Raw genomic sequence first — 25,340 nt, forward strand, 5'->3', positions numbered from 1 at the left:
ATATGGTAGCGGCGGAGGGGATCGAACCCCCGACCTCACGGGTATGAACCGTACGCTCTAGCCAGCTGAGCTACACCGCCATATAGGTGCTTATAAGCACAAGTTATATAATACAAAGGTTTCTTCATTCCGTCAACAGGAACTTTAAAGTTTTAATTTTCTGACTATACGGACACATACAAAAAAAGCACCCGCTGGGATAGACGGATGCTCCATGTATTTATAGAAAGCAGCAAGTTATCCTCTTCTTGCTCCGCGCCCTCCACGTTTTGATTCCGTGTTTCGTTTTAAAGATGATAAGCGGTCTTCGCTATCTTTAAGAAACTTGTTCATTTTCTGTTCAAAAGATTCTTTCGGACGGAAATCATTTCTAGGTCTGGCTTGCGGACGGTCTTTAGCTTTTTTAATTGATAAACCAATTTTCCCGTCTTTTTCAACGTTGATGACTTTCACTTCAACTTGATCGCCGACTTTTAAATGCTCGTTAATGTCTTTTACATAATTATCGGCTACCTCACTGATATGAACGAGACCGGTTGAGCCTCCAGGCAATTCAACAAATGCTCCGAAATTTGTAATACCTGTTATTTTCCCTTGCAACTTGCTGCCAACTTCAATCGACATAAAAAAAGTGCTCCTCCTTAGGCTTATAAAAAGATCGTTTGTTTAATTATACCTAAATAAAAATTTAAGTGTCAACAAGGCTACTTGCTCTTCTTCTCTACATTGAAGAGAATCTCACCATTTCCTGACATAAACAAGTCTCTTCTGGCAAGCTCTGTGACGTAATCCTCATCCTTTAATTTGGAAATTTCATCTTTTAAATCAGCCTGTTTCGCGTTCAATTCTTTTACTTGTTTTTCCAGCCTAGCTTTCTTTTCTTCGTTTGCGCTAAGGGAAGAGGTCTGTGACCAAAGAGAACCCGCTAAGACAATAGCCGTCAACAACACAAGGGCGCCGAATACGATCAACCGTCTGAAAAGCCCTTTCCGCCTTCTTTTCATAAGCTGGGATTGCCGTTCAACCTGCTCTTTATAGTCGTTTTGAATTTCAGTTATTGTACGTTCTCTAGATAGATTCAAATCAGACGGTCCTCCTTTCACCTTTTCAAAATACGTATCATGGTCGATCTGATTGTTATGATTAGTTTCTTGCTCTTTTGTAAAAATCCTGCACTTTTTTGAAAATATCGTTTGAAAGTAAGACGCCACTTTTCAGGAAGAAGTTTCAATAATTGTTTCAACAGGAAAAACAGCGGATACAGCAAAAACGTTACGATCTTAAAAAGACACTTCGCAAAAAAGGCACTCACCCGATAGGAGTATAAAGAAATAGCCGTGATCAGCCCGATGAGCAGCTTAAAGAGCAGAAGCACCGGACGGAACAGCACGTGCTGAATGAGCTTTTTTGCGAATTGGTAAAGAGACACCGCAAGATGAATGGCAAATTTCAGTATTTTTATATACATTCGTTTAAACAGGCTTTGGTACGTCGCAATACCCAGTAAGACTGCCAAGAAAATGTATACCCTGAGTTCTCCTTCATTCACGTTGAGCAGCACATAGAAAAACAGCAGACCTTGTACAATCCAAAAGAGAATGTCATGAATGAATAACAGCCATCTGGCCGTTTTGGCGCGGCTGACAAACAGCCTGTATGTATCAAGCGACGCTCCGAGCCAGGCGCCCATACCGGTCATTGCCAGCATCGTATAAAATTGGGTGGTCAGCGTCATTTAAACAACTTGCTAAAAAACCCTTTAGCTTTATCCCCTTGCTGCTCGTCTAAATATACAAGGTCAAACACCCTGCCTTTTATAGATACAATCCCTTTTTCCACATCAAGATTTTTCATCTGCAGGTTCTCGCCTCTGACGGAAAGCATTCCCATAACTGTTTCCAGCAAAAACTCTTCGTTGTCAAAACTTTCTACATGCTTGACGCCCGAAATGTCTAAATGCTTTCTCCCTTTCATCGTTATATCATGCTGTTCCGGAACAGAAGAAGAACCTTTTTGCTCATAATATGAATTCATCTATTCAGCCCCCATATCCTCGATACTTTTAGCATTATTACTGCATTGTATGAGGCGGGAGCCTTGTTTAGAACAAGCCTATTCGCCGAGTTTTTCTTCCTTGACGATTGTATACATGCCCGCGGCTTCTTCTTTTTTCGTTGTTTCTTTCAATTCGTTTACCTTCACGGTGACAAGCTTCTGGCCGAAGCGGACCGTCAGTTCATCACCGGCTTTTACGTCTGAGCTGGCTTTCGCCTGATTCCCGTTAACGGTGATTCTCCCTTGATCGGCGACCTCTTTCGCCAATGTGCGGCGTTTAATCAATCTGGATACTTTTAAAAACTTATCAAGTCTCATATCAGAATCTCCTCTCCATTTCTTTTGCTTCATCCCACAATTTGTCCATTTCCTCAAGTGACATTGCGGTCAATTCAAGTCCCTTTGCTGCCGCTTCTTTCTCAATATAAGCAAAGCGTCTGCGGAATTTGTCATTTGTCATGGCGAGCGCTTCCTCAGGCTCAATTTTATAGTATCGGCCGATATTGACCAATGCAAATAAAACATCGCCGAATTCAGCTTTTAAGCTGATTTCATCTGCTGATTCGGCGGAAGCCTCTGCAGAAAATTCCTTCAGCTCTTCATTTACTTTATCCCATATATCCTGAACGTCATCCCAGTCAAAGCCGGTTTTCGCGGCTTTTTTCTGAAGCTTGGCCGCTTTTGCAAGAGAAGGCAGTGTTTTCGGCACGGCATCCAGCAATGAAGAGGATGTTGTTTGCTTTTCCGCCTTTTTGATTTCTTCCCAGTTGGCGACGACATCATGTTCATCCTGAACCTTAACATCCTTAAACACATGCGGGTGCCGTCTGACCATCTTCGCACTGATGTCTCTGATGACATCATCAATTGAGAAATACCCCTCGTCTTCTCCGATCTGGGCGTGCAGCATAACCTGAAGCATGACGTCCCCGAGTTCTTCTATCATGTGATCCGTGTCCTCTTCGTCAATGGCCTCAAGCAGTTCGTAGCATTCCTCAATCATATATTTCTTTAATGACTGGTGTGTCTGCTTTTGATCCCACGGACAGCCGTTCGGCCCGCGAAGCTCGCGAATAATACTTCGGAATGCAGAAAATTCCTGGTAAAGGAGTTCTTCTTTTTTAATCGGCGGAACATACACGCTTGTTAAGTTATTTATTTCTACATTGCGGTCAAGTTCAAACAAAGGCACCTTGGTCATCTTTTCTCCCTTGCTTCCGGCTGCCGTGACGATGACCACTTCATAGTCGTCAGGCAATTTCTCCATAAGCGTCAGCTTCACCTCAGAGGCCGTCATTTGGTCATAAACCTGGCAAATGATCAGGTGATGGCGGAGTTCGAGCTCATCCGGCGTCATTGTTTGCGCATCCGTAAATTGAAACCCTTCAATCGGATCAATTCGCAATGCATTAAAAGTGGCATCCAAAAAGCTTTGCCCTCCGGCAGTATGAACAGCTACCTGTTGTTCTTCCCGGCGTTCAAATAACAGCTGAACGGTTTTCTCAGCGACAAACGGATGTCCGGGCACAGCGTAGACGACATCCTCTTGCTTCGCTTTTTCAAACAGAATGTCCGCGATCTCTTCATAGACCGCTTCAAACTGATCATGTTTTTCATAAATATCATCAAAATACCGGATGTCCGCTTCCGTCTCTTGCTCTAATTCCGGAATCAAAGGGTGGTCTTTCGTTCTTATATATAAATGCTTCGCCTGAGTCAGCAGCTTATGTACGCCCACTGTCAACTGATCCATGTCTCCGGCGCCAAGGCCGACGACCGTAATGTTACCTGCCATGTTTTTCTCTCCTCTTTTTCAATTTGCTTAAAGCACTGCCGAAAGGAAGGCCGCTCAGCTCTTCGTCCGTGAAAATCTTCATTCTTATCATACAATAAATAAACAATAGCCCTCCGATGACTGACGCAGACAGACTCTCACATACAGCTCCGGCTCTGCTGACAGGAACAAATAACTGCCATAGCTTCATATATACGAGCAGAAAGAAGACCATCAGCAGACTGCACCAGCACAGACGGGCAATCACGCCTCCGATATTCGTCAGCCAGCCCTTCGACCAAATTCTCCGGAGATTCAGGCACGCAACTGCGGCAAATGCCAAGACGGTCGCCAGTGCCGCTCCTGTAATACCCCAGCCGGGAACCAGCCAAACATTCAGCACCCATTTCAGCGCCCCTCCCGCCAAAACGGATACGGCGGGGAAAACGGTATGCCCCGCTCCTTGCAGAATCGCGGCTGCCGTAAGCGCAATTGAGGCAAAAAAGATAGATAAGCTGAATATTTGTAAGGTCTGCGTCCCCTCACTGTTTTGGAAAAGCATGATATTCACCGGCTCTAAAATGCAAAAAAGCCCGGCTGATGCACCGATCCCTACCGCAAGGCAGAGCTTGACGGCTGATGTTGCTTTCTCTTTTATGATAAACGGCTTATTCTCATGCACCGCTTTTGAAATTGAAGGGACCAATGACGCGGCAATACTGACGGCAAACACGGTTCCCAGCTGAAGGAGCGGCTGTCCGCGGTCATATATGCCTTTCAGCCGTTTCGCGGCATGGCTCTCCGTCCCGTCTGAAAGCAGTGAATATAAGTTTAAGGCGTCTACAAGCTGAATCAAAAGCATGAGTACACTGCTGATACAGATGGTGACTGAATAAAGCAGCAGCTTTTTTACAATGACGGCCGTTTCGATATGTCCGCCGTCTTCCTTTGTTTCTTCCCGCTTATACCAGAAAACAGCCAATACACAAAGGGCCGCCAAGCTTCCGGCAATTGATCCCGAGACCGCCCCCGCACCAGCCGCGTATAATGAACGGCCGCTTTTCAAAAGCCAGAAGGATAAACCAAGAAGCACCGCCACGCGAAGAAGCTGTTCCGTAATCTGGGATAAAGCTGACGGCATCATATCATGCACGCCTTGGAAATACCCCCTGAAAACCGCCGTAAACGGAAACAGTATGAAAGCGAACGCCGCGACCCTTATCAGCATCACAAGGCGGACGTCACCCATAAAACCGGCCAACGGCGCCGCGCCGGCATACATGAGCGCAAACAGAACAAGTCCGGCCGCCGTGACATAAAGGGCGGAAATTTTCATTATTTTTTGTTTATGACTGCTATAATCGTTCATTAATTTTGAGATGATTACCGGAAAACCGGATGTTGACAGCATGACCGCGATCCCTAAAAACGGATACACCTGCTGATAAATGTAAAATCCGACGTCACCGACAATATTCTGAAAAGGAACCCTGTACACGGCGCTTAATATCTTCGTCACGATACCCGCAACGACGAGCACAAAAGCACCTTTCCATGCCGATTGCCGATTGGCGCCAACTGAATCGTTCATCCAAAAGCTCCTTCCAGCCGCTAGAAAATTACGTCTATAAAACGAGCTTATTATATCACAATCCTAACGGCCGAACCGATAGAGAGCACATATGAATATGAAAAAGAACAGCACTTGTATAAGAGCTGTTCTTTCTCCGTTTTCTTATTTCAATAATGGTAATAAGACCTACTGCTCCATTTGTCTCGCCAAAAAACTGGCTGCCGTTTCTACTGCTTTATGTTCTACTTCTCCAAGTGCCTGTTCCTTGGAAAAGATGACCACGGCGCCGATAGGATCGCCATTTGCCACGATCGGAGCTATTGTATAGGAGCTCATATCTTCATCAATGTCATTAACAAGCTGCGCGGACTTCACGTCGTTTTCTACCACAGAGCTGCGCTGATCCATCGTTTTTTCGAGCAAATCGCTGATGGCTTTGTTCAGAAATTCTTTTTTCGAACTGCCTGAAACGGCAATATACGCGTCACGGTCGCAAATCAAGACGGAATGGCCGAGACTGTCATACAATGCATCTGCATATTCCTTCGCAAAATCGCCAAGCTCACTGATAGGAGAATACTTTTTCAATATAACTTCTCCGTCGCGGTCAACGAATATTTCAAGCGGGTCTCCTTCCCTGATCCGCAGTGTTCTCCGAATTTCTTTAGGGATGACGACCCGTCCTAGATCATCAATACGACGTACGATACCTGTAGCTTTCATCTCTCTGGTGCCTCTCTTTCATGTGATGATATTTAAGGGAAAGTACTAAAGCTCTTTACTTTATGTAGCTTCCGCCACTCGCTTGAAATTAGTATCCGTCACATCAAATGTAATATACACCAGAGAGTAACAATTTTTATGAAGACGCGATTGTTTCTTTCTTCACATCCTGAAGGCCTTTCAGCATGCCGAGCACGGTCTCCAGCCACTCTTCCGTTTTGCGGCCTTTCGTCTGTACTGAGATTTTCAGCTTTTTCCCTTCCATTCCCAGTCCGATCTGCCGGCCGTATTTATTGCCGAGTTCGAACAATTTCTGGCCGTCAATCTGTGCGCTGGCCTCTTCAGAAATGGTAAATCTGATCGCGTCTTTATCCTGCTTGATGAGTTCGACGCGTTCATATTTTCCGTATACCTTCATCTCAGCAACCGTAAACAGCCATTCAACCTCTTTAGGGTAGCTGCCGAACCTGTCAATGATTTCATCTTGAAGCTCATTTTTCTCCTCAATTGTGGCGATCGACCTGAAGCGTTTGTACATGTCGATTTTTTGCTTGCCGTCTTGTATATAGTTTTCAGGAATATACGCGTCAAGCTCGATATCGATTTCTGTCTCAAACTGTTCGCTTTTCGGAATATCGCCTTTCCGCTCTTCAATCGCTTCCTTGAGCATTTGCGAGTACAGGTCAAAACCAACTGAGTCGATAAAGCCGTGCTGCTGGGCGCCGAGAAGGTTCCCCGCTCCCCTGATCGTCAAGTCACGCATGGCGATTTTAAAGCCTGACCCTAGCTCGGTAAATTCTTTAATCGCCTGCAGCCGTTTTTCCGCCACCTCAGTGAGCACTTTGTCTCTGCGGTACGTAAAATACGCGTAAGCGACGCGGTTGGAACGGCCGACCCGTCCTCTCAGCTGATACAGCTGAGACAGCCCCATTTTGTCTCCGTCGAACACAATCAAGGTATTCACATTTGGTATATCTACGCCTGTCTCAATAATAGTCGTGCTGACAAGGACGTCCGATTCCCCTTCCAGAAAATTGAGCATGACGCTTTCCAATTCATTTTCGGTCATTTTTCCGTGGGCATATGCCACTTTCGCATCGGGAACAAGCATGGAAATTTCATCAGCCTTCCGCTCGATGTCATCCACGCGGTTGTACAAGAAATATACCTGTCCTCCGCGCGCCAGTTCTCTTTCGATGGCTTCCCGCACAAGCGCGCCGTTGTATTCCACGACATATGTCTGAACAGGGAAACGGTTTTCCGGCGGCGTTTCAATAACAGATAAGTCCCGCACACCGAGCATGGACATATGAAGCGTACGCGGTATCGGCGTCGCTGTAAGAGTCAGCACATCGACATTGGCTTTGATCTGTTTGATTTTTTCCTTATGCGTTACGCCAAAGCGCTGCTCTTCATCAATGATGAGCAAGCCGAGATCTTTATAGACGACGTCTTTAGATAAGAGCCTGTGGGTCCCGATTACGATGTCTACCGTTCCGTTTTTCAAGCCTTTAATCGTTTCATTGGATTCTTTTCTCGTTCTGAATCGGCTGAGAAGACCGATGTTAATCGGATAGTCCTGGAAACGCTCCATAATGGTTTCATAATGCTGCTGCGCGAGTATTGTCGTCGGCACAAGAAGCGCGACCTGCTTTCCGTCGGCGATCGCTTTAAAGGCCGCTCGGATGGCTACCTCCGTCTTCCCGTAACCGACATCACCGCAAAGCAAACGGTCCATCGGGCGCTCTCTTTCCATGTCCTTTTTAATCTCCTGAATGGAACGGAGCTGGTCCTCTGTTTCCTGATAAGGGAAAGCAGATTCGAACTGCCGCTGCATTTCATGATCCGGCGAGAACGCATAGCCCTTGCTTGCTTCCCGTTCCGCATAAAGCTTAATCAGATCATCGGCAATATCCTGAACGGAGTTTTCAACTTTTTTCTTCACCCGTTTCCATTCACTGCCGCCCAGTTTATAAAGCTTCGGTTCTTTTCCTTCAGAGCCGACGTACTTCTGCACCTGGTCGATTTGTTCTACAGGGACGTACAGCTTATCGCTGCCCTGATAATGAATGTTGAGGTAATCTTTATGAATGCCTTTGATTTCTAGTGTTTCGATCCCCAAATACTTACCGATCCCGTGGTTGACGTGGACGACATAGTCACCGACCTGAAGCTCGGAATAGCTTTTGATCCGTTCGGCATTTGTCAGCTTCTGCTTTCTCGGCTTTTTCTTAATTCGGTTTTTGAACAGCTCTTCCTCCGTAATGACGGCCAGCTTCATCAGCGGCAGTTCAAAACCGGATTGCAGCTCGCCTTCCATGACATAGACCTGTCCTTGCACAAGCGCTTTGGAGCTGTCCGTTTTTGCGGCTTCAATTTCGTAATCAGCCAGCACGGATGCCAATCTGTCGGTTCTGTCCTTATTTGCGCCTAAAAAGACGACGGTGAAGTTTGATTTCTTAAAGCGCTCCATTTCACCTGCGAGCACATTCATCTGCCCGTGAAAACTCTGCATCTGCCGGCTTGTCACATTCACGATATTCTGAGGGCTTGTATGCTGGACATGACGCAAAAATAATGAATAATAAATAGCCGGGCGCCGCTTTTCGCTCATAAGCTCCTGAAAGCTGAAGGATAAATGAATGTCATGCAGAATTTTCCCTTCCTCGAGCAGACTTGTCGTAAATTCGGCCTCTTCTTTTTGCAGCTGATCCTCCATTTCATGAATGCGGCTGACCTCGTCTAACAGTAACAACGTGTCTGCCGGTGTATAATCTAGCAAACTAGCAGGTTTTTCGTAAAAGTACGAGAGATACTTCACAAGTTCCTGATCAGTCTGTCCCGTTGATAACCGTTCTTTATCATGTGAGATATTGATATGAAGCATTTCCTTTTGTTTGTCCTGCTTCAGCTTTTTCAGACTGTCGGCAAGCCCTTTATCGAGCCTTTCCATTGCCCGGGCTTTTTCTTCCGCCCTGATGATCAATTCCTTCGCCGGTCCGATCGCCACATGTTTGAGCGTCTCAATTGATCTCTGGTCATCAGAATTGAAGCTTCTGATGGAATCGACCTCCGTATCAAACAGTTCAATTCGCACCGGATGCTCCGACGTCAGCGGATAAATGTCGATAATTCCGCCGCGAATACTGAATTCACCGGGTGCAGAAACCATATCGGAACGCTCATACCCCACCTCTACAAGGCGCGCGGACAGCTGATCCGGTTCTATTTCGTCTCCGAGTGAAATGACGATCTGGCTGCTTTTCCACAGCTCCTTCGGCGGAAGCATTCTTCTCACTGCCGCAACGGGCGCCACAACGACCGGCGCTTCTCCGTTTGTTAATCTATTAATGACATCAAGCCGCTGAGCGCGCAGTTCAGGGCTCGCTACCGCAATTTCTGAAGAAATCAATTCATTCACGGGGTATAAAAAAACAGATTGATCCCCGAGAAGCGCCGTCAGATCTTCCGTCACTTTTTGGGCCTGATATAAATTATGGGTGATAAAGAAAATCGGCCTTTTCGTTTCCTGTGCAAGGGCGGAGGTAAAAACAGAACGCGCGGAACCTGACAGACCCGCAAGCAGCTGTTCCTTCAGCCCCTCATGTAAACCGTTGACAATGGATTTAAAATCATCGCTTTCTTTAATAAAGGTTTGAATGTTGTCCATATGGGCCCTCCTCTCTATTTTCTGCAAGAACAGAAAAACGCTTTGGTCTAGAATCTACACCAAAGCTTCTTATTGAATAAATGTGTTGTGTTCATGGTAGTGCGGATTGCGCTCCAGCGCCTCTTGGCAGTCTTCACAAATTGTAAGAACATGGACATCTCCATTGTCTTTATATGAAATCATATCGTTTCTTTCCTCATTTGTTAAGTGCTGAAATCCAAGTGACTGTGTCGGCACCGTCGAATATTCCAGGCTCCCTACCTTAAAGCCGCAGTGGCGGCAGAAATAATGCAAAGCCATACGTTGGACCTCCTGATGTGAAAAAATCATTTTTCCCTAGTATGGTCTCCCATTATTTATCTTATACATTTGCATTAAATTCGTTCATGACTTCTAAAAATGGTTTCGTTAAGGAAGCTTCGCAGGCTTTTACGGTTTTTGAGACGGCATCATTGATATGCGGCGCTTCTTCCTTCGTAAAAGCTCCCAGTACATAGTCAACGACTTTCATTCCGTTGACGGGGCGGCCGATTCCGATTCTGACCCGGTCAAATTCAGGGGTTCCGAGGTGCTGTATAAGCGATTTAATTCCGTTATGCCCGCCTGCGCTCCCCTTCGTCCGAAGTCTGATTTTTCCCGTCGGAAGATCAAGGTCATCGTATATGACTTTCAGATCTTCATGATCGGCATCATAATAATCCAGTAGCGGCCGCAAACATTCCCCTGATAAATTCATATATGTAAGCGGTTTAACAAGTAGAACTTTTTTTCCGGAAACAAACCCCATTCCGTAAAGTCCGTTGAATTTCGTTTTATTCAATTCAATATTCCATTCTTTAGAAAGCTCGTCAATGGCCATAAAGCCGACATTATGTCTCGTGTTCTCGTAGGTTTTCCCGGGGTTACCGAGACCGGCAATCACAAGCATCGTAAATCCTCCCTCAACATCGCTGTAATTCTTCTCATTCTAGCACAAAAGACGTAACCTCGGGCGGGTTACGTCTTAAAGCGCTTATTGATTTTCTCCTTCGGGCTCTTCCCCAGGAGACGGTTCTGCATCTTCTTCGAATGCTTCCTGCTTAGGAGGAAGGATGGAAGCCACGACTTCTTCCGGATCGTTTGTAAATGTATAATTGCCGTCAGCAGTCAGATCTGCGATGGTCAGCACATCATTCATCTCAAGTCCTGAAATATCAACATTGATTGTCTGAGGGATGTCCTTCGGCTTAGCCTTGATCGAAAGCTCATGCAGCGGCTGCTGGATGACGCCTCCGTCCTTGACTCCCTTCGCCTCTCCCGTCAGCTGAATCGGCACCTCGGCCTCCAGCTCCTCACTCATATTCACGACTTGAAAATCGGCGTGCGTCAATTCGTTTTTGAGCGGGTCTGTCTGAAGATCAGTCACCATAACCGATTGCTGATTTCCGTTGACATCAATTGTGATAATCGTGTTTTTTCCTTCGTCCCGCAATGTTTTAAGCAATTCGACACTGTCTAAAGAGACAGGCGTATTCGTTGTTTCTTTACCGTATATAATCCCTGGAACATGTCCTGAATGACGGATTTTCCGAAGCGTCGAACGTTTAAAATCTGTTCTTTCATTTGCTTTTAAAGTTGCCATATTCAGCACCATCCTAATTATCGTTTTATCGTCCTATTAGAACAATACCCACAATAACTGGGATTTAAACCTTAAAGTTTTGGTTTAGCTGAATAAATAGCTGACAGATTGTTTCTCGTGAACGCGGATGATCGCTTCAGCCAGAAGCGGTCCGACAGAAAGCTGCTTAAAGCGGTCGATTTTTTTCTCATCAGGAAGCTTAATGCTGTTCGTTACGACAAGCTCCTTGATTTTAGAGTTATTGATCCGCTCAACGGCAGGGCCTGACAGTACAGGGTGCGTACAGCATGCATACACTTCTGCAGCTCCGTTTTCAACCAGCGCGTTAGCGGCAAGTGTGATTGTGCCGGCCGTATCAATAATATCATCGATCAGGATCGCTGTTTTACCTTCCACGTTACCGACGATGTTCATCACTTCTACCTCATTCGGTCTAGGACGGCGTTTGTCGATAATCGCGATCGGCGCTTTCAGACGGTCCGCAAGTTTGCGGGCGCGCGTCACACCGCCGTGGTCAGGAGAAACAATGACGATATCTTTCAAGTCTTTACCTTCAAAGTAATGGCCTAAAATCGGAACACCCATTAAGTGGTCAATCGGAATATCAAAGAAACCTTGAATTTGCGGCGCGTGTAAATCAAGCGCGATCACGCGTGTCGCACCCGCTGTTTCAAGCAGGTTTGCAAAAAGTTTTGCCGTAATCGGTTCACGTGATCTTGCTTTTCTGTCCTGGCGCGCATAACCGTAGTACGGAATCACAATGTTGATTGTTTTCGCGGAAGCGCGCTTTAAAGCGTCAACCATAATCAGCAATTCCATAATGTGCTCATTAACCGGCGCACTTGTAGACTGAATGATATAGCAATCACAGCCGCGAATACTTTCTTCTATGTTGATCTGGACCTCTCCGTCACTGAATCTTGTAACAGAGCACTTTCCTAATTGAACCCCTACATTATCCGCGATTTCTTTTGCAAGTTCTGGATTTGAATTCAAAGAAAAAATCTTTAAATTCTTATCTCCGTATTCGTTAGACATGGTAAACCTCCGATTTTAGGATTATTTTTTATGAATATTTTTCACATAATCTTCTTTATTTACTTGTCTTGCTCTGGCAATGGCAAGCGCTTCGCCCGGCACATCTTCAGTTACGGTTGAACCCGCAGCGACGTACGCGCCTTCTCCCACTGTAACAGGAGCGACCAGATTGGAGTTGCAGCCAATAAAGGCGCCGTCTTCAATTTTGGTTAAATACTTTTTCTTCCCATCATAATTGACCGTGATGGAGCCGCAGCCCAGATTCACATCCGTGCCCACTTCGGCATCACCGATATAGCTTAAATGAGATGCTTTGCTCCGGTCGCCGAATTGTGTTTTCTTGATTTCAACAAAGTTTCCGATCTTCACTTCATTGCCGATTGCGGAATCGGGTCTGATGTGAGCAAAAGGACCGATATTTACATCATTCCCAACTTTGCTGCGATTGACAACGGATTGTTTAATCACAGTGCGGCTGCCGATTGAGCTGTCCTCTATCTCAGTGTGAGGGCCGATGACACATTCATCGCCGATTTCAGCTTGTCCCTTTAACACAGTTCCGGGATAAATAACTGTATCTTGTCCGATACGTGCGTCAGGTGAGATGTACGTATTCATCGGATCGATTAAAGTGACTCCGTTCTGCATATGCCGTTTGTTAATACGCTCTTTCATATACATTTCAGCCTGAGAAAGAGCGACTCTATCATTCACTCCGAGCGTCTCTTGGAAGTTACCAGTCTGGTAAGCGGCAACAGTTTCGCCTTCGTCTTTGAGGATTTCGATCACATCCGGCAGATAATACTCGCCTTGGGCATTTTCATTCGAAACCTGTTCGATGACACGAAAAAGAGCCTCGTTATCAAAACAGTACGTTCCCGTGTTAATTTCTTTCACAAGACGTTCTTGCTCCGAAGCATCCTTGTGCTCCACGATTTTTTGAACGGCGCCGTCTTCACTGCGGATGATTCTTCCGTATCCGGCGGGATCGTCGGCAACGGCCGTTAACACCGTGGCTTTTGCACCTTTGTCTGTATGTTCATTCAGCATGGCTTCCATCGTCTCCGCCGTCAGAAGCGGTGTATCGCCGCAAATAACGATCGTGACACCCTTTTCTCCGTGAAGAAATGGTTTTGCCTGTTTGACCGCATGAGCCGTACCGAGCTGTTCTGCTTGGAGAGCGTAATCGCTTTTCTGTCCGAGCTGCTTCTTCACATCTTCGGCGCCGTGTCCTACGATGGTGACAAGCTTCGCTAAAGATAATTTCAGAGCTTCGTCTGCGACGTGCTCTACCATAGGCTTTCCGCATACCGGATGAAGGACCTTGTAAAGCTTCGATTTCATTCTCGTTCCTTTTCCGGCAGCTAAAATCACTGCAAACCGCTTATCCATTTAATGGCCTCCAATATCCCTTTTATCCATAGAAAAATATATCCTAAATAGCTGTTGATTTCAAGAAGACATCAAAAAGTGCAAGAATTTTCTATGTAATCGCTTTATTACTGAAAAATCAGATTTAAAAAAGGACTGCCGGAAAAGGCCTTGTGTCAGCCTTTATCAGCAGTCCTTACATTTTGTTATGTTTAAGAAGCCCCGGCTTCTTCATATTCTAATGCTTCAGAATCACCCAAACGATGATACTCATTTAAAACAGCATCCTGGATCTTGCCCCGCGTGCTGGAATTAATAGGATGAGCAATATCGCGGAATTCTCCATCAGGGGTGCGTTTACTCGGCATCGCAACGAAAAGACCATTGTTTCCATCAATCACACGAATATCATGTACGACAAATTCGTGATCCAGCGTGATGGATGCAATCGCTCTCATGCGACCATCGGTATTCACGCGGCGTAATCTTACGTCAGTAACTTCCACAGTAGTTCACCACCTTTTCCCTATATAAAAGCATTAGTCTAACAATTCCACGATTCTTTTTAAATTCCTGCACGTTTCAAAAAGTTTTTTTGAAAATATAGGATATACATACACAATTAGGTGATAAACCATATTTGGGGATCATATACTGCATAAAAAAAGTGATCCCGGAGACCGGAACCACTTTTCTGAGATTTAAGATTTCACCAGCGCAATGACTTCAATTTCCACGAGAGCATCTTTCGGCAGTCTCGCCACTTCCACACAAGACCTTGCCGGCTTATGTACATCAAAGTATTGTCCGTACACTTCATTCACTTCCGCAAACTGCTCCATATCAGCAATAAATACCGTTGCTTTTACAACCGTCTCGAGAGAAGCGCCCGCTTCTTTCAGCACAGCTTTTAAATTGCTGAACACCTGATGCGTTTGTTCTGTGATATCACCGTTTACCATTTCTCCTTCAGCAGTAAGAGGAATCTGGCCTGAGCTGTAAAACATGTTGTTTACAATGATTCCCTGTGAATATGGCCCGATCGCTGCCGGCGCGTGTTTTGTATGGATTGCTTTTGTCATTTTTCTGTCTCCCCATTCTTTAAATGCTGTTCTTTAAAAAATCGCAGAAAATTGCCGTTTTGAATCTCAATCGTTTTGTCTTTCATATTGATGGTTGAAAGCGTGAGCAGTGACATGTATTCATCGACAAGCCGTTCATTCACTCCCTCGGCTTCAACCAAGACACCTATTCCCGCGACGTTTGCATTAAACTCATCAAGCAAACTGATCATGCCGTTAATGGTGCCGCCGGCTTTCATAAAGTCGTCAATAATCAAAACGTTCGAACCCGTAGCCAAACTTCTTTTCGCAAGCGACATCGTTTGAATGCGGTTAGATGACCCTGATACATAATTGATGCTCACCGTGGAGCCTTCCGTCACTTTATTGTCCTTTCGCACGATGACAACCGGAACGTTCAGATAACTGGCCGCTGCGTAAGCAAGAGGGATTCCTTTTGTCGCAACGGTCATCACCACATCAATCTCCCGCTCCGCAAAAACGGAAGCAAAAAGCCTGCCTACATGAGAGAGGACAGATGGTTTTCCTAAGATATCCGTTAAATATACATAACCGCCCGGAAGGATACGCTCAGGATTTACTAAAGACTGTCCCAGCTCCTGTATAAACGCTTCTGCTTCTGCCTGTTTCACTTTCGGAATGTATTTGACGCCTCCGGCAGCTCCCGGCACTGTAAGCAGCGTCCCAATGCCTTGCTGTTCAAAGGTCTGTTTAATAATCGTTAAATCTTCACTGATTGATGACTTTGCTGATTGATACCGTTCTGAGAAAAACGTTAACGGTATTAATTCATGCGGATGGGTTAACAAATAATTTGTTAAGTCCACCAATCTGCCGCTGCGACGAAACTTCATGAACTTACCCCCAAAATCCGAATAATTTAAAAATAATATAACTTAACATACGGATTTAATCAAGAGCATTCTGTTCGCCGATCATCCGCACCGCGTACACTTGATCACAGAAACCTCTTAACCCGTTATAAATCCGCTGCACCTTTGATTCGTATTGAACCAAACCGAATACAGTCGGTCCGCTTCCGCTCATTAACACCGCATCAGCGCCGAAGCGTTTCATTTGATTTTTAATCATCGCCACCTCGGGATGGAGGCTGAGCGTAACCGACTCCAATACGTTTCCTAATTGTCCGCATACCTTTTGGAAGCTTTTTTCTTCAATCGCGTCAATCATCGCCTGTACATCCGGATGCCGAACCTGCTGCAAATTCAGCCGGCGGTACACTTCGGCAGTCGATACCCCGATCGTCGGTTTGGCGAGCACGACCCAGCAATGAGGCGGAGCACTGATGTGCCTGATCTTCTCACCGCGTCCGGTTGCCAGAGCAGTGCCTCCGTAAACACAGAAGGACACGTCTGAACCGATTTCAGCGCCAAGCTCCGCGAGCTCTTCGACAGAAAGCTTTAAATCCCACAGCCTGTTCAGCCCTCTTAGTGTCGCAGCCGCATCGCTGCTTCCGCCGGCAAGCCCTGCCGCTACAGGGATCACTTTTGTAATCATAATGGAAACGCCTTTTTTGATTTGAAACCGTTCTTTAAGCAGTTTGGCTGCCTGATAAGCCAGATTTCTTTGATCATCCGGAACAAAGCGGTTATGCGACGCCACTCTGATAACGTTTTCGGGCAGTTCTGTCAGTTCAATCCGATCTGCCAAATCAATTGTCGTCATGATCATCTCCACTTCGTGATAACCATCCGGGCGTTTACTCGTCACATCGAGGGACAGATTGATTTTGGCCGGCGCTTTTTCTAAAATACGCATAGCTTTCACCTACTTCTCCATCTAAACATAAGTATGAACATTGTATCACATTTGGAGACCCGGAGGTACTTATCCGAAATTGACGCCGGTTTTGACAGCCGATAGAAAAAACCGGGGAACGGATTGTCCCCCGGGCCACTGCATTATCGGTTATTTTGGTTCTGAGCCGCCATCTGCTGTTCGGCAATCTCAATCGCGCGCTTTACCATATTCCCGGCGTCACGCGCCCGAATGCCTCCCCAGCCCTCGTTTTTCACCGTATCGTAAAAACCAAGGTCCTTCGCCAGCTCATATTTGAACTCATCTGACATAACTCCACGACGTCTGCCCAAACGAAACAACCCCTTTTATAGAATTGATCACCATTCGTGCACGCCACGATAAAACATGTGACACCTATAGCTTTCGTTTAATCGGCAGAAACTTTCGAGGGAATAATTAGAAGAGCTTTAGAAGGCAAAACAAAAAGCAGTAAACAAAAGGTTCACTGCCCATTAAAATGCTACTGAGCTTGCCGTATCGTCATTGAATGTCAATTCAACAGTCTCAGTCAGAATATCAGCATAACTGTATGAAACTCTTTCAAACGAATTCTCGTCTTGATCTAGTTGTATCACAAAAACAGAAGGGTACGTCTCAGCTAAAATGCCCGAACGCTCAATCGTTTTTCGGCGGCCGCCGTTTGCTTTTAACGTAAGCCGTTTACCTAAATTCCCATCAAGCGATCTTTTTATATCGGACAACGTCTTCGCCATTGCATCCACCTCACTACATTTATTGTACAACAAGAGCCCAATTTTGTCAAATAAAATTTAAATTATATCAACGTTAATAAGTCATTGTCAACAAAATTATTTTGACAAAATTCTATTGATTTCTGCGTTATTTTTCACAAGTTCCGGAAATTTATGTATCAATATGTAAAATAATTAACCCGCATAGCGAAATATATGCGGGTTTTATCACTCATCCATTTGATTTATACGGCATACCGACACGCAGCACACCCTTCGTTTCAATTCCTCCCAGCCCTTTCTCTCTCGTCAGCGTATTTCTCAGGACATCCCACACATTGATCCGCTCCATAAACGGGGTGAAGCTGATTTTCGCGACAATATATACCGGGTCAAGCGCATGGATATTGACGCGTGACGGCGAACTTGCGAAATTCGCGCCTGCTCTGATTAAAGACTCGAAATGAGATTGACAGGCCCCCGCGAATATGACCAGCTGATCCAAATGAGGGACTTTACGCCTCGCTTTTTGAACGGTTTCGACAAAGTGTTTAGAATGCCTGTAGGCGCTTAAATCGTTCACGTCACCCTTATGCTTGGAATATGCATCATGGCCGGTGATGACTAAAATATCCGGCCTGTATTTATCAAGCAGCTCGTCAATTGATGCCGGCATTTTTTTCTCATGGCAGTGAATTCCGTATACCGGCACACCGATTTTTTCATAAAAGTTCAGGCACTTTTTCAAATAGGCCTCATCGCCGTCCAGATGCAATACCTTTCCGGGCATATGAAAGTAGTGCTCCTGATGCTGATATTGATTTGTCGCATAATATTCCTGTTTTTCCCGAAGCAGCTTATAATCCTGGCGGAGCAGCTCGAGAGATTCATTCATCCTGCTTTCATCTCTTTTCTTTCTCATGGCCTGTTCGTCTTTTCTGACAGGCTCCAAATCAGAAAAATCAGCATCCGCAATCAATCTGACTTCGTCACCATGCAGGATGGCAATTGAATTTCCGTTGCTTGTTTGCTCTATACCGATAATGCGAAATAAAACATCCATTTGATAGGATTTCCTGGCTACCATATCTCCTATTTGAAATTGCACGTTACCCACTCCACAAATAGACTAAGCCTCATCATGAAAGAAGTCTTGGCAAATACACCTCTTTCCGCTGCGGCGCTTGATGTTTCAAGCTTTTCTTGCAGTTGAATGAATAAGGTTCTCCTCTAGCCTATGTAGCGGCAGTCCAAGTGGTGACGCAAAACAAAAAGCCCTCTTAGAAAAGGGCTTTATGCAATCCGTTGGACAGGAGCGCGAATTCTTCTATGGACAGGGATTCACCGCGCCGCTTTCCGTCAATATTCGTTTCTTGAAGAACTTCTTCAATTTGAGCTTTTTTCTCTTTTCCGCCCGGAAGATTGTTCACAAGGTTGTTCAGCAAGGTTTTCCGGCGCTGTGCGAAGCTTGCTTTAATCAGCTGGAAGAAAAACGGTTCATTATCGACGTCAACCGCCGGGCCGTCACGAAGCAAAAGACGGATGACGGCTGAATCGACATTAGGCTGAGGCACAAACACCGTTTTCGGGACGGTCATGACGGTTTTGGCCTCCGTATAGAACTGAACCGCAATGGAAAGCGATCCGTACTCCTTAGAGGAAGGATCAGCAGCCATCCGCTCTGCGACCTCTTTTTGCAGCATCACGACAATTCCTTTTAACGGAAGATGTTCTTCCAATAGCTTCATGATGATAGGCGTCGTCACATAATATGGGAGATTCGCCGTCACCATAATTTCATCACAATCCTGAAACTGCTCTTCAATGACAGATTTGACGTCTGCTTTCAGCACATCTTGATGAATGATCGTTACATTGTCATATGGAGACAGCGTATCATTGAGAATGGGCAGCAGGCGCTGATCAATTTCAAACGCGACGACCTTTTTCGCCCGTTTGGCAAGCTGCTCTGTCAGCGCGCCGATTCCGGGCCCGATTTCAATGACTCCGGTCCGATCCGTAATTTCCGCATGGTCCACAATTCTGTCCAATATATTTGTATCAATTAAGAAATTCTGTCCCAGACTCTTTTTAAAAGAGAAACCGTACTTTTTCAGAATTTCCTTCGTTCTGATAGGTGTCGCGATATCTTTATTGTTCATCCTGTTCCTCCTGCCTCATAGCATCGAGCGCATCAATAAAATCACTTCTTTTGATTTGAAACATTTGCAGCCGTTTTTGAAGCTGCTTGCCGTTTGTATAGCCAATCTTCAGCAGGTCGCCCAATCGTTCGCGGCGTCTTTTGGCAGCCGGTCCGCCGATCAGACCAGCCTGTATGACATCTTCAGCTGAAATCTCACTCGGCTTTGCCTCCATCTCTTCATGCACATTTTCCAAACATGCTCTGATGCTTTCAATGGATGCGTGCTCAACGCCAATGCCGCGCTTGTTTTTCGGTTTGGCAAGATGTTTGGGCAGAAATGCGTGTTTACAGCCGGGTACTGCTTCAGAAATGGTTTTCCGGATCTTTTCCCCCGGAAAATCCGGGTCCGTCAGCACGATGACCCCTCTCGTTTCCTGCGCCAGCCGAATCTGCCTGATGACTTCGTCTCCGATTGCGGAACCGTTTGTCTCGATCGTATCCGCATCAACGGCAAGTTTTATGCGCGCAGTGTCATCGCGTCCCTCGACTACAATAATTTCTTTAATTTTCATTACTTCCTCCAAAAAAACTTTTTATATCCAAAACGAAACCTTTGCTTGCATGTCACGTCTAATATACTGAAAATACACTTTACCTATTATAACGAAAAAAACAGAGGGCGCAAAACCCTCTGAGTGAATCGGAATTAATTTAAGATTTTTATTTTGACCTGTTTCTTTCCCCAGCGGTAAGCTGAAGATTTTTCAGGGAAAAAGACATCAATCCGTCTTCCTTTAATGGCTGAACCTGTATCAGCGGCCACGGCATCCCCGTATCCGTCTACGTGGACTCTTGTGCCGAGCGGGATGACGCTTGGGTCTACCGCAATGACTTTGGCATTCGGATTGCTTGTCAGGTTAACGCCTGTAGCCGTATGGCCGGAACAGCCGCTGCAGCTTGCGGTATAAGCCGTGGAAGACACGGTAATCACTTTACCGGAAGATCCGGTTTCGCCCGAAGATGCCTTCACAGGTGCACTGAGCTGCTCAATCTTGGGACTGTGCCGCTTTGTGCCGACCGCAATGATCTGATCTTTGCTTTTTTCAGATGTTTCTTCTTTAACAAGCTTTCTTGAAACTTCTTTTCCATTTTCTTTGACAACATGAAAATGCTTTTTAAGTTTGCCTTCTTTTCCTTTTTGAACGATCTTTTCTTTCCCGCTGTCGAGAGACGCATCTTCTTTTTCTTTCACTTGATACGCTATTTTTTCCTCAACTACATCGGTGACTTTTTCGATACGAGTGATTTGTATACCGGCCTGATTTTTTGTGAGCTTTTCGTGTAATGCCGGTTTTACTTTATCTTCGTCTTTCATGTCCATCTTATGCTGCGTTAAAAAGTCAGCGACCGTAGTCGAAGTCGTCCATATTTTCTTTTTCTTTCCCGCATCATTTACAGTGACCTGAAAAGCCGGGTCGACCGTGACTTTCATGCCGTTTGTCACTTTCGTATCTGCTGCTGGATCTATTTTATCGTGCTGATTCACAGGTGTATGCTGTTCGTTCAGAAATGCGCCGACTGTTTTTGCCGTTGACCATAAAGTCTTTTCTTCTCCGCCTCTTGTCACACGGATCTGCTTTGCAGCTTCATACACGACATTCATGTTGTCTGCCAATGCTGTCTGCTTAGACGGGGTAATCCGGTCTTCATTTCTCGTCTCTATATGTAAATCTTCCAGAAGTTCCCCAACCGTTTTTGCATGAGTGCGTATTTGCTTTTTCTTGCCGTTGATGGAAACAGAAACTGATTGTTTTGAGAGCTCATGTGCCCCGTATGCAGTCCCGGTTCCGCCCAGCAGAATAATAGCTGCAATAAGAATAACCTTGCTTTTACCAAGCTTTACGGAAAACAGTTTTTTCATTTTTTGTGTGATGAAAAACGCCTCCTTCTCCTCGGAGAGATTATATAGAGTATCTAAAATGCTGTCAACCCTCCCATCTCGAAGATAAAAAACCTTCAGCGTATCCCTCATTATGCAAAAACAAAGCAAAAAAAGGAAGAGAGACATATCGACAACCTATCTTATGAGGAGAAGGAAGCTTGTAGAACCGTTTTACATATCCACTGAATCGGACAAGCTTTTACACGTTATGACAGCGCATTCTGTCAGTTCATGCGGAAAAGTCTTTTTGCGTTTTCGGTTGTAATTGAGGCAATTTCTTCATATGTCAGCCCTTTTAATTCAGCGAGCTGTTCAGCAACATATTTTACATAGCTTGGCTCATTCCGTTTGCCGCGGAAAGGATGCGGTGTCAGGAAAGGGCAATCCGTTTCAATCAGCAAACGGTCATTCGGAATTTCCTTTGCTACTTCTTTTGGTTTCTTCGCATTTTTGAAGGTAACCGGTCCGCCGAATGAAATATAGAAATTCATATCCATACACTGCCGCGCAACCTCCGCGCTCCCCGTAAAGCAGTGCATAATACCGCCGACTTCTTCCGCTCCCTCTTCTTTCAAAATTGTGACAACATCTTCTGTTGCATCACGATTATGAATGATAATTGGAAGATTCACTTCTTTGGCGAGAGCGATTTGTTTCCGGAATACTTCTTTCTGAACGTCTTTTGGTGATTTATCCCAGTGGTAATCAAGGCCCATCTCTCCGATTGCCACGACTTTTTCGTGAGAGGACAGTTCCTTAATCCATGATAAATCTTCCTCTGTCATGTCAATTGCGTCTACCGGATGCCAGCCGATCGCAGCGTATATAAAGTCATATTCCTCAATCAGCTCCATCGCACGCGTGATAGTGGGTTTGTCGAATCCGACAACGACGATCCGTTCAACTTTTTCAGCCTTAGCACGCGCAATGACTTCCTCTAAGTCTGTGTCAAATTGCTCGGCATTTAAGTGCGCATGTGTATCAAAAAGCATCATAAAAACTCCTTTCTTGTTGAAAAACAAAAGGTGTTCGACGGAATGTTACACGTGAAACACCTTTTGCATCTATTTATTTAATTCGAGTGCCTTTCGGTAATGACTGGTCGACAGCTACAACTTTGAGAACGCCGTCTGATTCTCCTGCCAGTATCATTCCTTGAGAAAGCTCGCCTCTCAGTTTTACCGGTTTTAAATTCGTTACACAAATGATCTTCATTCCCACAAGCTGATCCGGCGTGTAATGCTTTGCGATACCTGATACAACTTGGCGCTGTTCAAAGCCCAGATCAATTTGTAATTTCAGCAGCCGATCTGCTTTTTTCACCGGCTCTGCGGACAAGACCTCTGCGACGCGAAGTTCTGTATCCATAAATTGATCAAACGTAATTTCAGGAAGCCGCTCTGCTTCTTGCGGCTCTTCCGCCTTTTCTTCTTTAGCAGGAGCAGTTCCTTGCATTTTTTGCTTGATGTAAGCTACTTCTTCTTCAGCTTCAAGACGAGGGAAAAGCGGTTCCCCTTTTTTCACTTTCGTGTTCTTCAATTGGCCGAATGTCTGAATGCTTTCCCATGCTTTTAGAGACTGATCCTCAACTCCGAGCTGGGCAAACATTTTTTCAGGTGTTTGCGTCAAGAAAGGCTGGAGCAATACGGCTGAGATACGTAGAGATTCAGCTAAATGATACATGACAGAACGTAATTCTTTTTGTTTTTCCTGGTCTTTAGCAAGCACCCACGGAGCAGTTTCATCAATATATTTGTTCGTACGGCTGATTAATTGCCATAGCGTTGATAAAGCGACTGAAAACTCCATGTTTTCCATTGCCTTTTCATAAGCTTTAACCGTTTCACCGGCTACAGAAGAAAGCTCTGAATCAAAATCGGTTACATTTCCTTCATATGAACCAATCTCGCCGTCAAAATATTTTTGGATCATTGCGACTGTACGATTCAGAAGGTTTCCTAAGTCGTTCGCCAAGTCATAATTAATCCGTTCTACGAAACCTTCCGGCGTAAAGACACCGTCTGAACCGAACGGTACTTCGCGAAGCAGGTAATAGCGAAGTTCATCCAAGCCGTAGCGTTCAATTAACGTTACCGGATCAACGACATTTCCTTTTGATTTCGACATTTTTCCGTCTTTCATCAATAACCAGCCATGCGCGAATACTTGCTTAGGCAGCGGGAGATCAAGCGCCATCAGCATAATCGGCCAGTAAATGGTATGAAAACGGACAATTTCTTTACCGACAAGGTGGACGTCAGCCGGCCAGTACTTTTTGTAAAGCTCATCATTTTCCGTATCGTAACCGAGCGCTGTAATATAGTTGAACAGTGCGTCAATCCATACATACACGACATGCTTCGGATTTCCCGGCACTTTTACGCCCCAGTCGAACGTCGTTCTGGAAACGGCCAAATCTTCAAGCCCCGGTTTAATGAAGTTGTTAATCATTTCATTTTTGCGTGATTCAGGCTGGATGAAAGAAGGATTTTCCTCATAAAACTTCAGCAGGCGGTCTGCGTATTTGCTCATGCGGAAGAAGTATGACTCCTCTTTGATTAATTCGACCGGGTGGCCGCTGTCAGGGCTTTTTCCGCCGACAACCTCACCCTTCTCATTTCGTTCCACATCCACCAGCTGTGTTTCCGTATAGAATGTTTCATCAGGGATGCTGTACCAGCCCTCATACTCATCCAGGTAAATGTCACCATTATCAAGAAGTTTTTGAAACACTTTCTCGATAATTTCTTTGTGCCGGCTTTCCGTCGTCCGGATGAAATCATCGTGAGAAATGTCGAGCTGCTTCCATAGTTTTTGGATTTCAGCAACTGCACGATCCACATAAGCTTGAGGCGTGATATTCTCTTCCTCCGCTTTCTGCTGGATTTTCTGTCCGTGCTCATCCGTTCCGGTTAAGTAGCGTACGTCAAATCCTTTTAATCTTTTGTAACGCGCCATCGCATCGCCGGCCACGGTAGTATAAGCATGGCCGATATGTAATTTTCCGCTCGGATAATATATCGGGGTTGTAATATAAAAAGTATTATTGTCTTGCGGCATGTTGCAACCTCCCATTCAGAATGTCGAAAAGCTCACGCCCAAAGGACGAGAGCGGTTTTATTTGATATACAATATTGATATTTGTCCTCTATCTATGATACCATCTTAGCCTTTAAGATCAAGGATATATACGTACTGCGCGTAAAAGAGTAAATAAAATTAAAAATTTTTATTGAAATTAAAAAAAGTCTTAACATGTCGAAATTTGTCGTATATAATCTACTAATATAAAACATCTTGGTTCGAAAGTCTTGATTTAAAAGGATTTTCAGTAGGATAATAGGTTCGAAAAAGCAGTCAAAAAGCCTGTTATTTCAGGATTTCCAAGGCTTTACTTACTATAAGAACTAATTCTTACAATCAATAGTAAACAAAAAGATTGACGATTATTGGAAACCTTGTTATGCTAGGAATGTAAGGAATTTTGTCGAATAATGACGAAGAAAAATATAAACTACAAAATAATTATCTCTCGGGAGGAGACTGTTAATGAAATCTACTGGTATCGTACGTAAAGTTGATGAACTTGGACGCGTAGTTATCCCTATCGAACTTCGCCGTACACTGGGCATCGCAGAAAAAGACGCTCTTGAAATTTATGTTGATGATGAAAAAATCATCCTTAAAAAATATAAACCAAACATGACTTGCCAAGTAACTGGTGAAGTTTCTGATGATAACCTTAAACTTGCCGGCGGCAAATTGGTACTCAGCAAAGAAGGCGCTGAGCAAATCATCTCTGAAATTCAAAACCAGCTTCAAAACCAAAAATAAG

27 protein-coding genes and 1 tRNA gene are annotated in these 25,340 nt (G+C 44.9%); 1 reads left to right on the forward strand and 27 read right to left on the reverse strand.

What is annotated here, in order from left to right; all coding sequences use genetic code 11:
- Positions 1 to 3: 3 nt before the first annotated feature.
- The 27 genes from OTK50_RS19415 to metG all read right to left on the reverse strand — a co-directional run bounded on the left by OTK50_RS19415 (position 4) and on the right by metG (position 24,565).
- Positions 4 to 80 (reverse strand) — tRNA-Met (locus tag OTK50_RS19415).
- A 157-nt stretch (positions 81 to 237) separates the two neighbouring features.
- Entirely contained in the window at positions 238 to 624 is a 387-nt protein-coding gene (locus OTK50_RS19420) for a S1 domain-containing RNA-binding protein (RefSeq protein ID WP_004264630.1), read from the reverse strand.
- Between the two features lie 80 nt (positions 625 to 704).
- Positions 705 to 1,082, reverse strand: a complete 378-nt coding sequence (gene divIC / locus OTK50_RS19425) for a cell division protein DivIC (RefSeq protein WP_032858294.1) — start codon at positions 1,080 to 1,082, stop codon at positions 705 to 707.
- A gap of 17 nt (positions 1,083 to 1,099) precedes the next feature.
- On the reverse strand, positions 1,100 to 1,735 hold the full coding sequence (gene yabQ / locus OTK50_RS19430; RefSeq protein WP_007615182.1) for a spore cortex biosynthesis protein YabQ: 636 nt from the start codon (positions 1,733 to 1,735) through the stop codon (positions 1,100 to 1,102).
- Positions 1,732 to 2,034: a sporulation protein YabP gene (gene yabP, locus OTK50_RS19435; protein ID WP_003328571.1), complete on the reverse strand. Its 303-nt coding sequence runs from the start codon at positions 2,032 to 2,034 to the stop codon at positions 1,732 to 1,734. Before yabP ends, yabQ begins: the two co-directional genes overlap by 4 nt.
- A 78-nt stretch (positions 2,035 to 2,112) precedes the next feature.
- The gene (locus OTK50_RS19440; protein ID WP_007409934.1) at positions 2,113 to 2,373 is read right to left on the reverse strand and encodes an RNA-binding S4 domain-containing protein; all 261 of its coding nucleotides are present in this window, start codon (positions 2,371 to 2,373) and stop codon (positions 2,113 to 2,115) included.
- A 1-nt stretch (position 2,374) separates the two neighbouring features.
- Positions 2,375 to 3,850, reverse strand: a complete 1,476-nt coding sequence (gene mazG, locus OTK50_RS19445) for a nucleoside triphosphate pyrophosphohydrolase (protein ID WP_007615180.1) — start codon at positions 3,848 to 3,850, stop codon at positions 2,375 to 2,377.
- Positions 3,840 to 5,420, reverse strand: a complete 1,581-nt coding sequence (locus OTK50_RS19450; protein ID WP_224223962.1) for a putative polysaccharide biosynthesis protein — start codon at positions 5,418 to 5,420, stop codon at positions 3,840 to 3,842. The genes mazG and OTK50_RS19450 overlap by 11 nt, the downstream gene beginning before the upstream one ends.
- Positions 5,421 to 5,588: 168 nt before the next feature.
- A complete protein-coding gene (gene spoVT, locus OTK50_RS19455; RefSeq protein ID WP_004264646.1) occupies positions 5,589 to 6,125 on the reverse strand; it encodes a stage V sporulation protein T in 537 nt (178 codons plus the stop codon).
- A 136-nt stretch (positions 6,126 to 6,261) separates the two neighbouring features.
- Positions 6,262 to 9,795 carry a transcription-repair coupling factor gene (mfd, locus tag OTK50_RS19460; RefSeq protein ID WP_045206439.1) on the reverse strand — a complete coding sequence of 1,178 codons (3,534 nt, stop codon included), beginning with the start codon at positions 9,793 to 9,795 and terminating at the stop codon, positions 6,262 to 6,264.
- Positions 9,796 to 9,864: 69 nt separating this feature from the next.
- Entirely contained in the window at positions 9,865 to 10,095 is a 231-nt protein-coding gene (locus OTK50_RS19465) for an anti-sigma-F factor Fin family protein (protein WP_004264650.1), read from the reverse strand.
- 61 nt (positions 10,096 to 10,156) lie between these two features.
- A complete protein-coding gene (gene pth / locus OTK50_RS19470; protein WP_004264652.1) occupies positions 10,157 to 10,723 on the reverse strand; it encodes an aminoacyl-tRNA hydrolase in 567 nt (188 codons plus the stop codon).
- An 84-nt stretch (positions 10,724 to 10,807) separates the two neighbouring features.
- Positions 10,808 to 11,416 (reverse strand): 50S ribosomal protein L25/general stress protein Ctc, encoded by a 609-nt coding sequence (locus tag OTK50_RS19475; RefSeq protein WP_029326252.1) that lies wholly within the window; start codon positions 11,414 to 11,416, stop codon positions 10,808 to 10,810.
- Between the two features lie 84 nt (positions 11,417 to 11,500).
- Complete coding sequence (locus tag OTK50_RS19480; RefSeq protein ID WP_004264656.1) at positions 11,501 to 12,454, reverse strand: ribose-phosphate diphosphokinase; 954 nt, start codon at positions 12,452 to 12,454, stop codon at positions 11,501 to 11,503.
- A gap of 21 nt (positions 12,455 to 12,475) precedes the next feature.
- A complete protein-coding gene (gene glmU, locus OTK50_RS19485; RefSeq protein WP_004264658.1) occupies positions 12,476 to 13,846 on the reverse strand; it encodes a bifunctional UDP-N-acetylglucosamine diphosphorylase/glucosamine-1-phosphate N-acetyltransferase GlmU in 1,371 nt (456 codons plus the stop codon).
- Between the two features lie 191 nt (positions 13,847 to 14,037).
- Complete coding sequence (spoVG, locus tag OTK50_RS19490) at positions 14,038 to 14,331, reverse strand: septation regulator SpoVG (RefSeq protein WP_004264660.1); 294 nt, start codon at positions 14,329 to 14,331, stop codon at positions 14,038 to 14,040.
- A 195-nt stretch (positions 14,332 to 14,526) separates the two neighbouring features.
- Positions 14,527 to 14,907: a 2-iminobutanoate/2-iminopropanoate deaminase gene (gene ridA / locus OTK50_RS19495; RefSeq protein ID WP_004264663.1), complete on the reverse strand. Its 381-nt coding sequence runs from the start codon at positions 14,905 to 14,907 to the stop codon at positions 14,527 to 14,529.
- Positions 14,904 to 15,761 carry a pur operon repressor gene (gene purR, locus OTK50_RS19500; RefSeq protein ID WP_004264666.1) on the reverse strand — a complete coding sequence of 286 codons (858 nt, stop codon included), beginning with the start codon at positions 15,759 to 15,761 and terminating at the stop codon, positions 14,904 to 14,906. Before purR ends, ridA begins: the two co-directional genes overlap by 4 nt.
- Before the next feature lie 55 nt (positions 15,762 to 15,816).
- A complete protein-coding gene (ispE, locus tag OTK50_RS19505) occupies positions 15,817 to 16,686 on the reverse strand; it encodes a 4-(cytidine 5'-diphospho)-2-C-methyl-D-erythritol kinase (protein ID WP_266122004.1) in 870 nt (289 codons plus the stop codon).
- Between the two features lie 143 nt (positions 16,687 to 16,829).
- A complete protein-coding gene (locus OTK50_RS19510; protein WP_011996172.1) occupies positions 16,830 to 17,018 on the reverse strand; it encodes a small, acid-soluble spore protein, alpha/beta type in 189 nt (62 codons plus the stop codon).
- 162 nt (positions 17,019 to 17,180) lie between these two features.
- On the reverse strand, positions 17,181 to 17,441 hold the full coding sequence (gene veg / locus OTK50_RS19515) for a biofilm formation stimulator Veg (protein ID WP_007615173.1): 261 nt from the start codon (positions 17,439 to 17,441) through the stop codon (positions 17,181 to 17,183).
- A gap of 211 nt (positions 17,442 to 17,652) precedes the next feature.
- Positions 17,653 to 18,528: a sporulation peptidase YabG gene (yabG, locus tag OTK50_RS19520; RefSeq protein WP_032872185.1), complete on the reverse strand. Its 876-nt coding sequence runs from the start codon at positions 18,526 to 18,528 to the stop codon at positions 17,653 to 17,655.
- A 172-nt stretch (positions 18,529 to 18,700) separates the two neighbouring features.
- Entirely contained in the window at positions 18,701 to 19,582 is an 882-nt protein-coding gene (gene rsmA / locus OTK50_RS19525; protein WP_004264694.1) for a 16S rRNA (adenine(1518)-N(6)/adenine(1519)-N(6))-dimethyltransferase RsmA, read from the reverse strand.
- Positions 19,572 to 20,135, reverse strand: coding sequence for a ribonuclease M5 (rnmV, locus tag OTK50_RS19530; RefSeq protein WP_004264696.1), 564 nt, complete (start codon positions 20,133 to 20,135; stop codon positions 19,572 to 19,574). The genes rsmA and rnmV overlap by 11 nt, the downstream gene beginning before the upstream one ends.
- 134 nt (positions 20,136 to 20,269) lie before the next feature.
- Positions 20,270 to 21,595: a G5 and 3D domain-containing protein gene (locus OTK50_RS19535; RefSeq protein ID WP_088461229.1), complete on the reverse strand. Its 1,326-nt coding sequence runs from the start codon at positions 21,593 to 21,595 to the stop codon at positions 20,270 to 20,272.
- Between the two features lie 134 nt (positions 21,596 to 21,729).
- Positions 21,730 to 22,497, reverse strand: a complete 768-nt coding sequence (locus OTK50_RS19540) for a TatD family hydrolase (RefSeq protein WP_017419495.1) — start codon at positions 22,495 to 22,497, stop codon at positions 21,730 to 21,732.
- 76 nt (positions 22,498 to 22,573) lie between these two features.
- A complete protein-coding gene (metG, locus tag OTK50_RS19545; protein ID WP_088461221.1) occupies positions 22,574 to 24,565 on the reverse strand; it encodes a methionine--tRNA ligase in 1,992 nt (663 codons plus the stop codon).
- 483 nt (positions 24,566 to 25,048) lie between these two features.
- Between metG and abrB the strand changes: the two genes are divergently transcribed.
- Positions 25,049 to 25,339, forward strand: coding sequence for a transition state genes transcriptional regulator AbrB (abrB, locus tag OTK50_RS19550; RefSeq protein ID WP_169510469.1), 291 nt, complete (start codon positions 25,049 to 25,051; stop codon positions 25,337 to 25,339).
- The last annotated feature ends 1 nt before the right edge of the window (position 25,340 follow it).

The sequence above is a fragment of the Bacillus sp. NEAU-CP5 genome (assembly GCF_026420705.1).
Lineage (GTDB): Bacteria > Bacillota > Bacilli > Bacillales > Bacillaceae > Bacillus > Bacillus velezensis.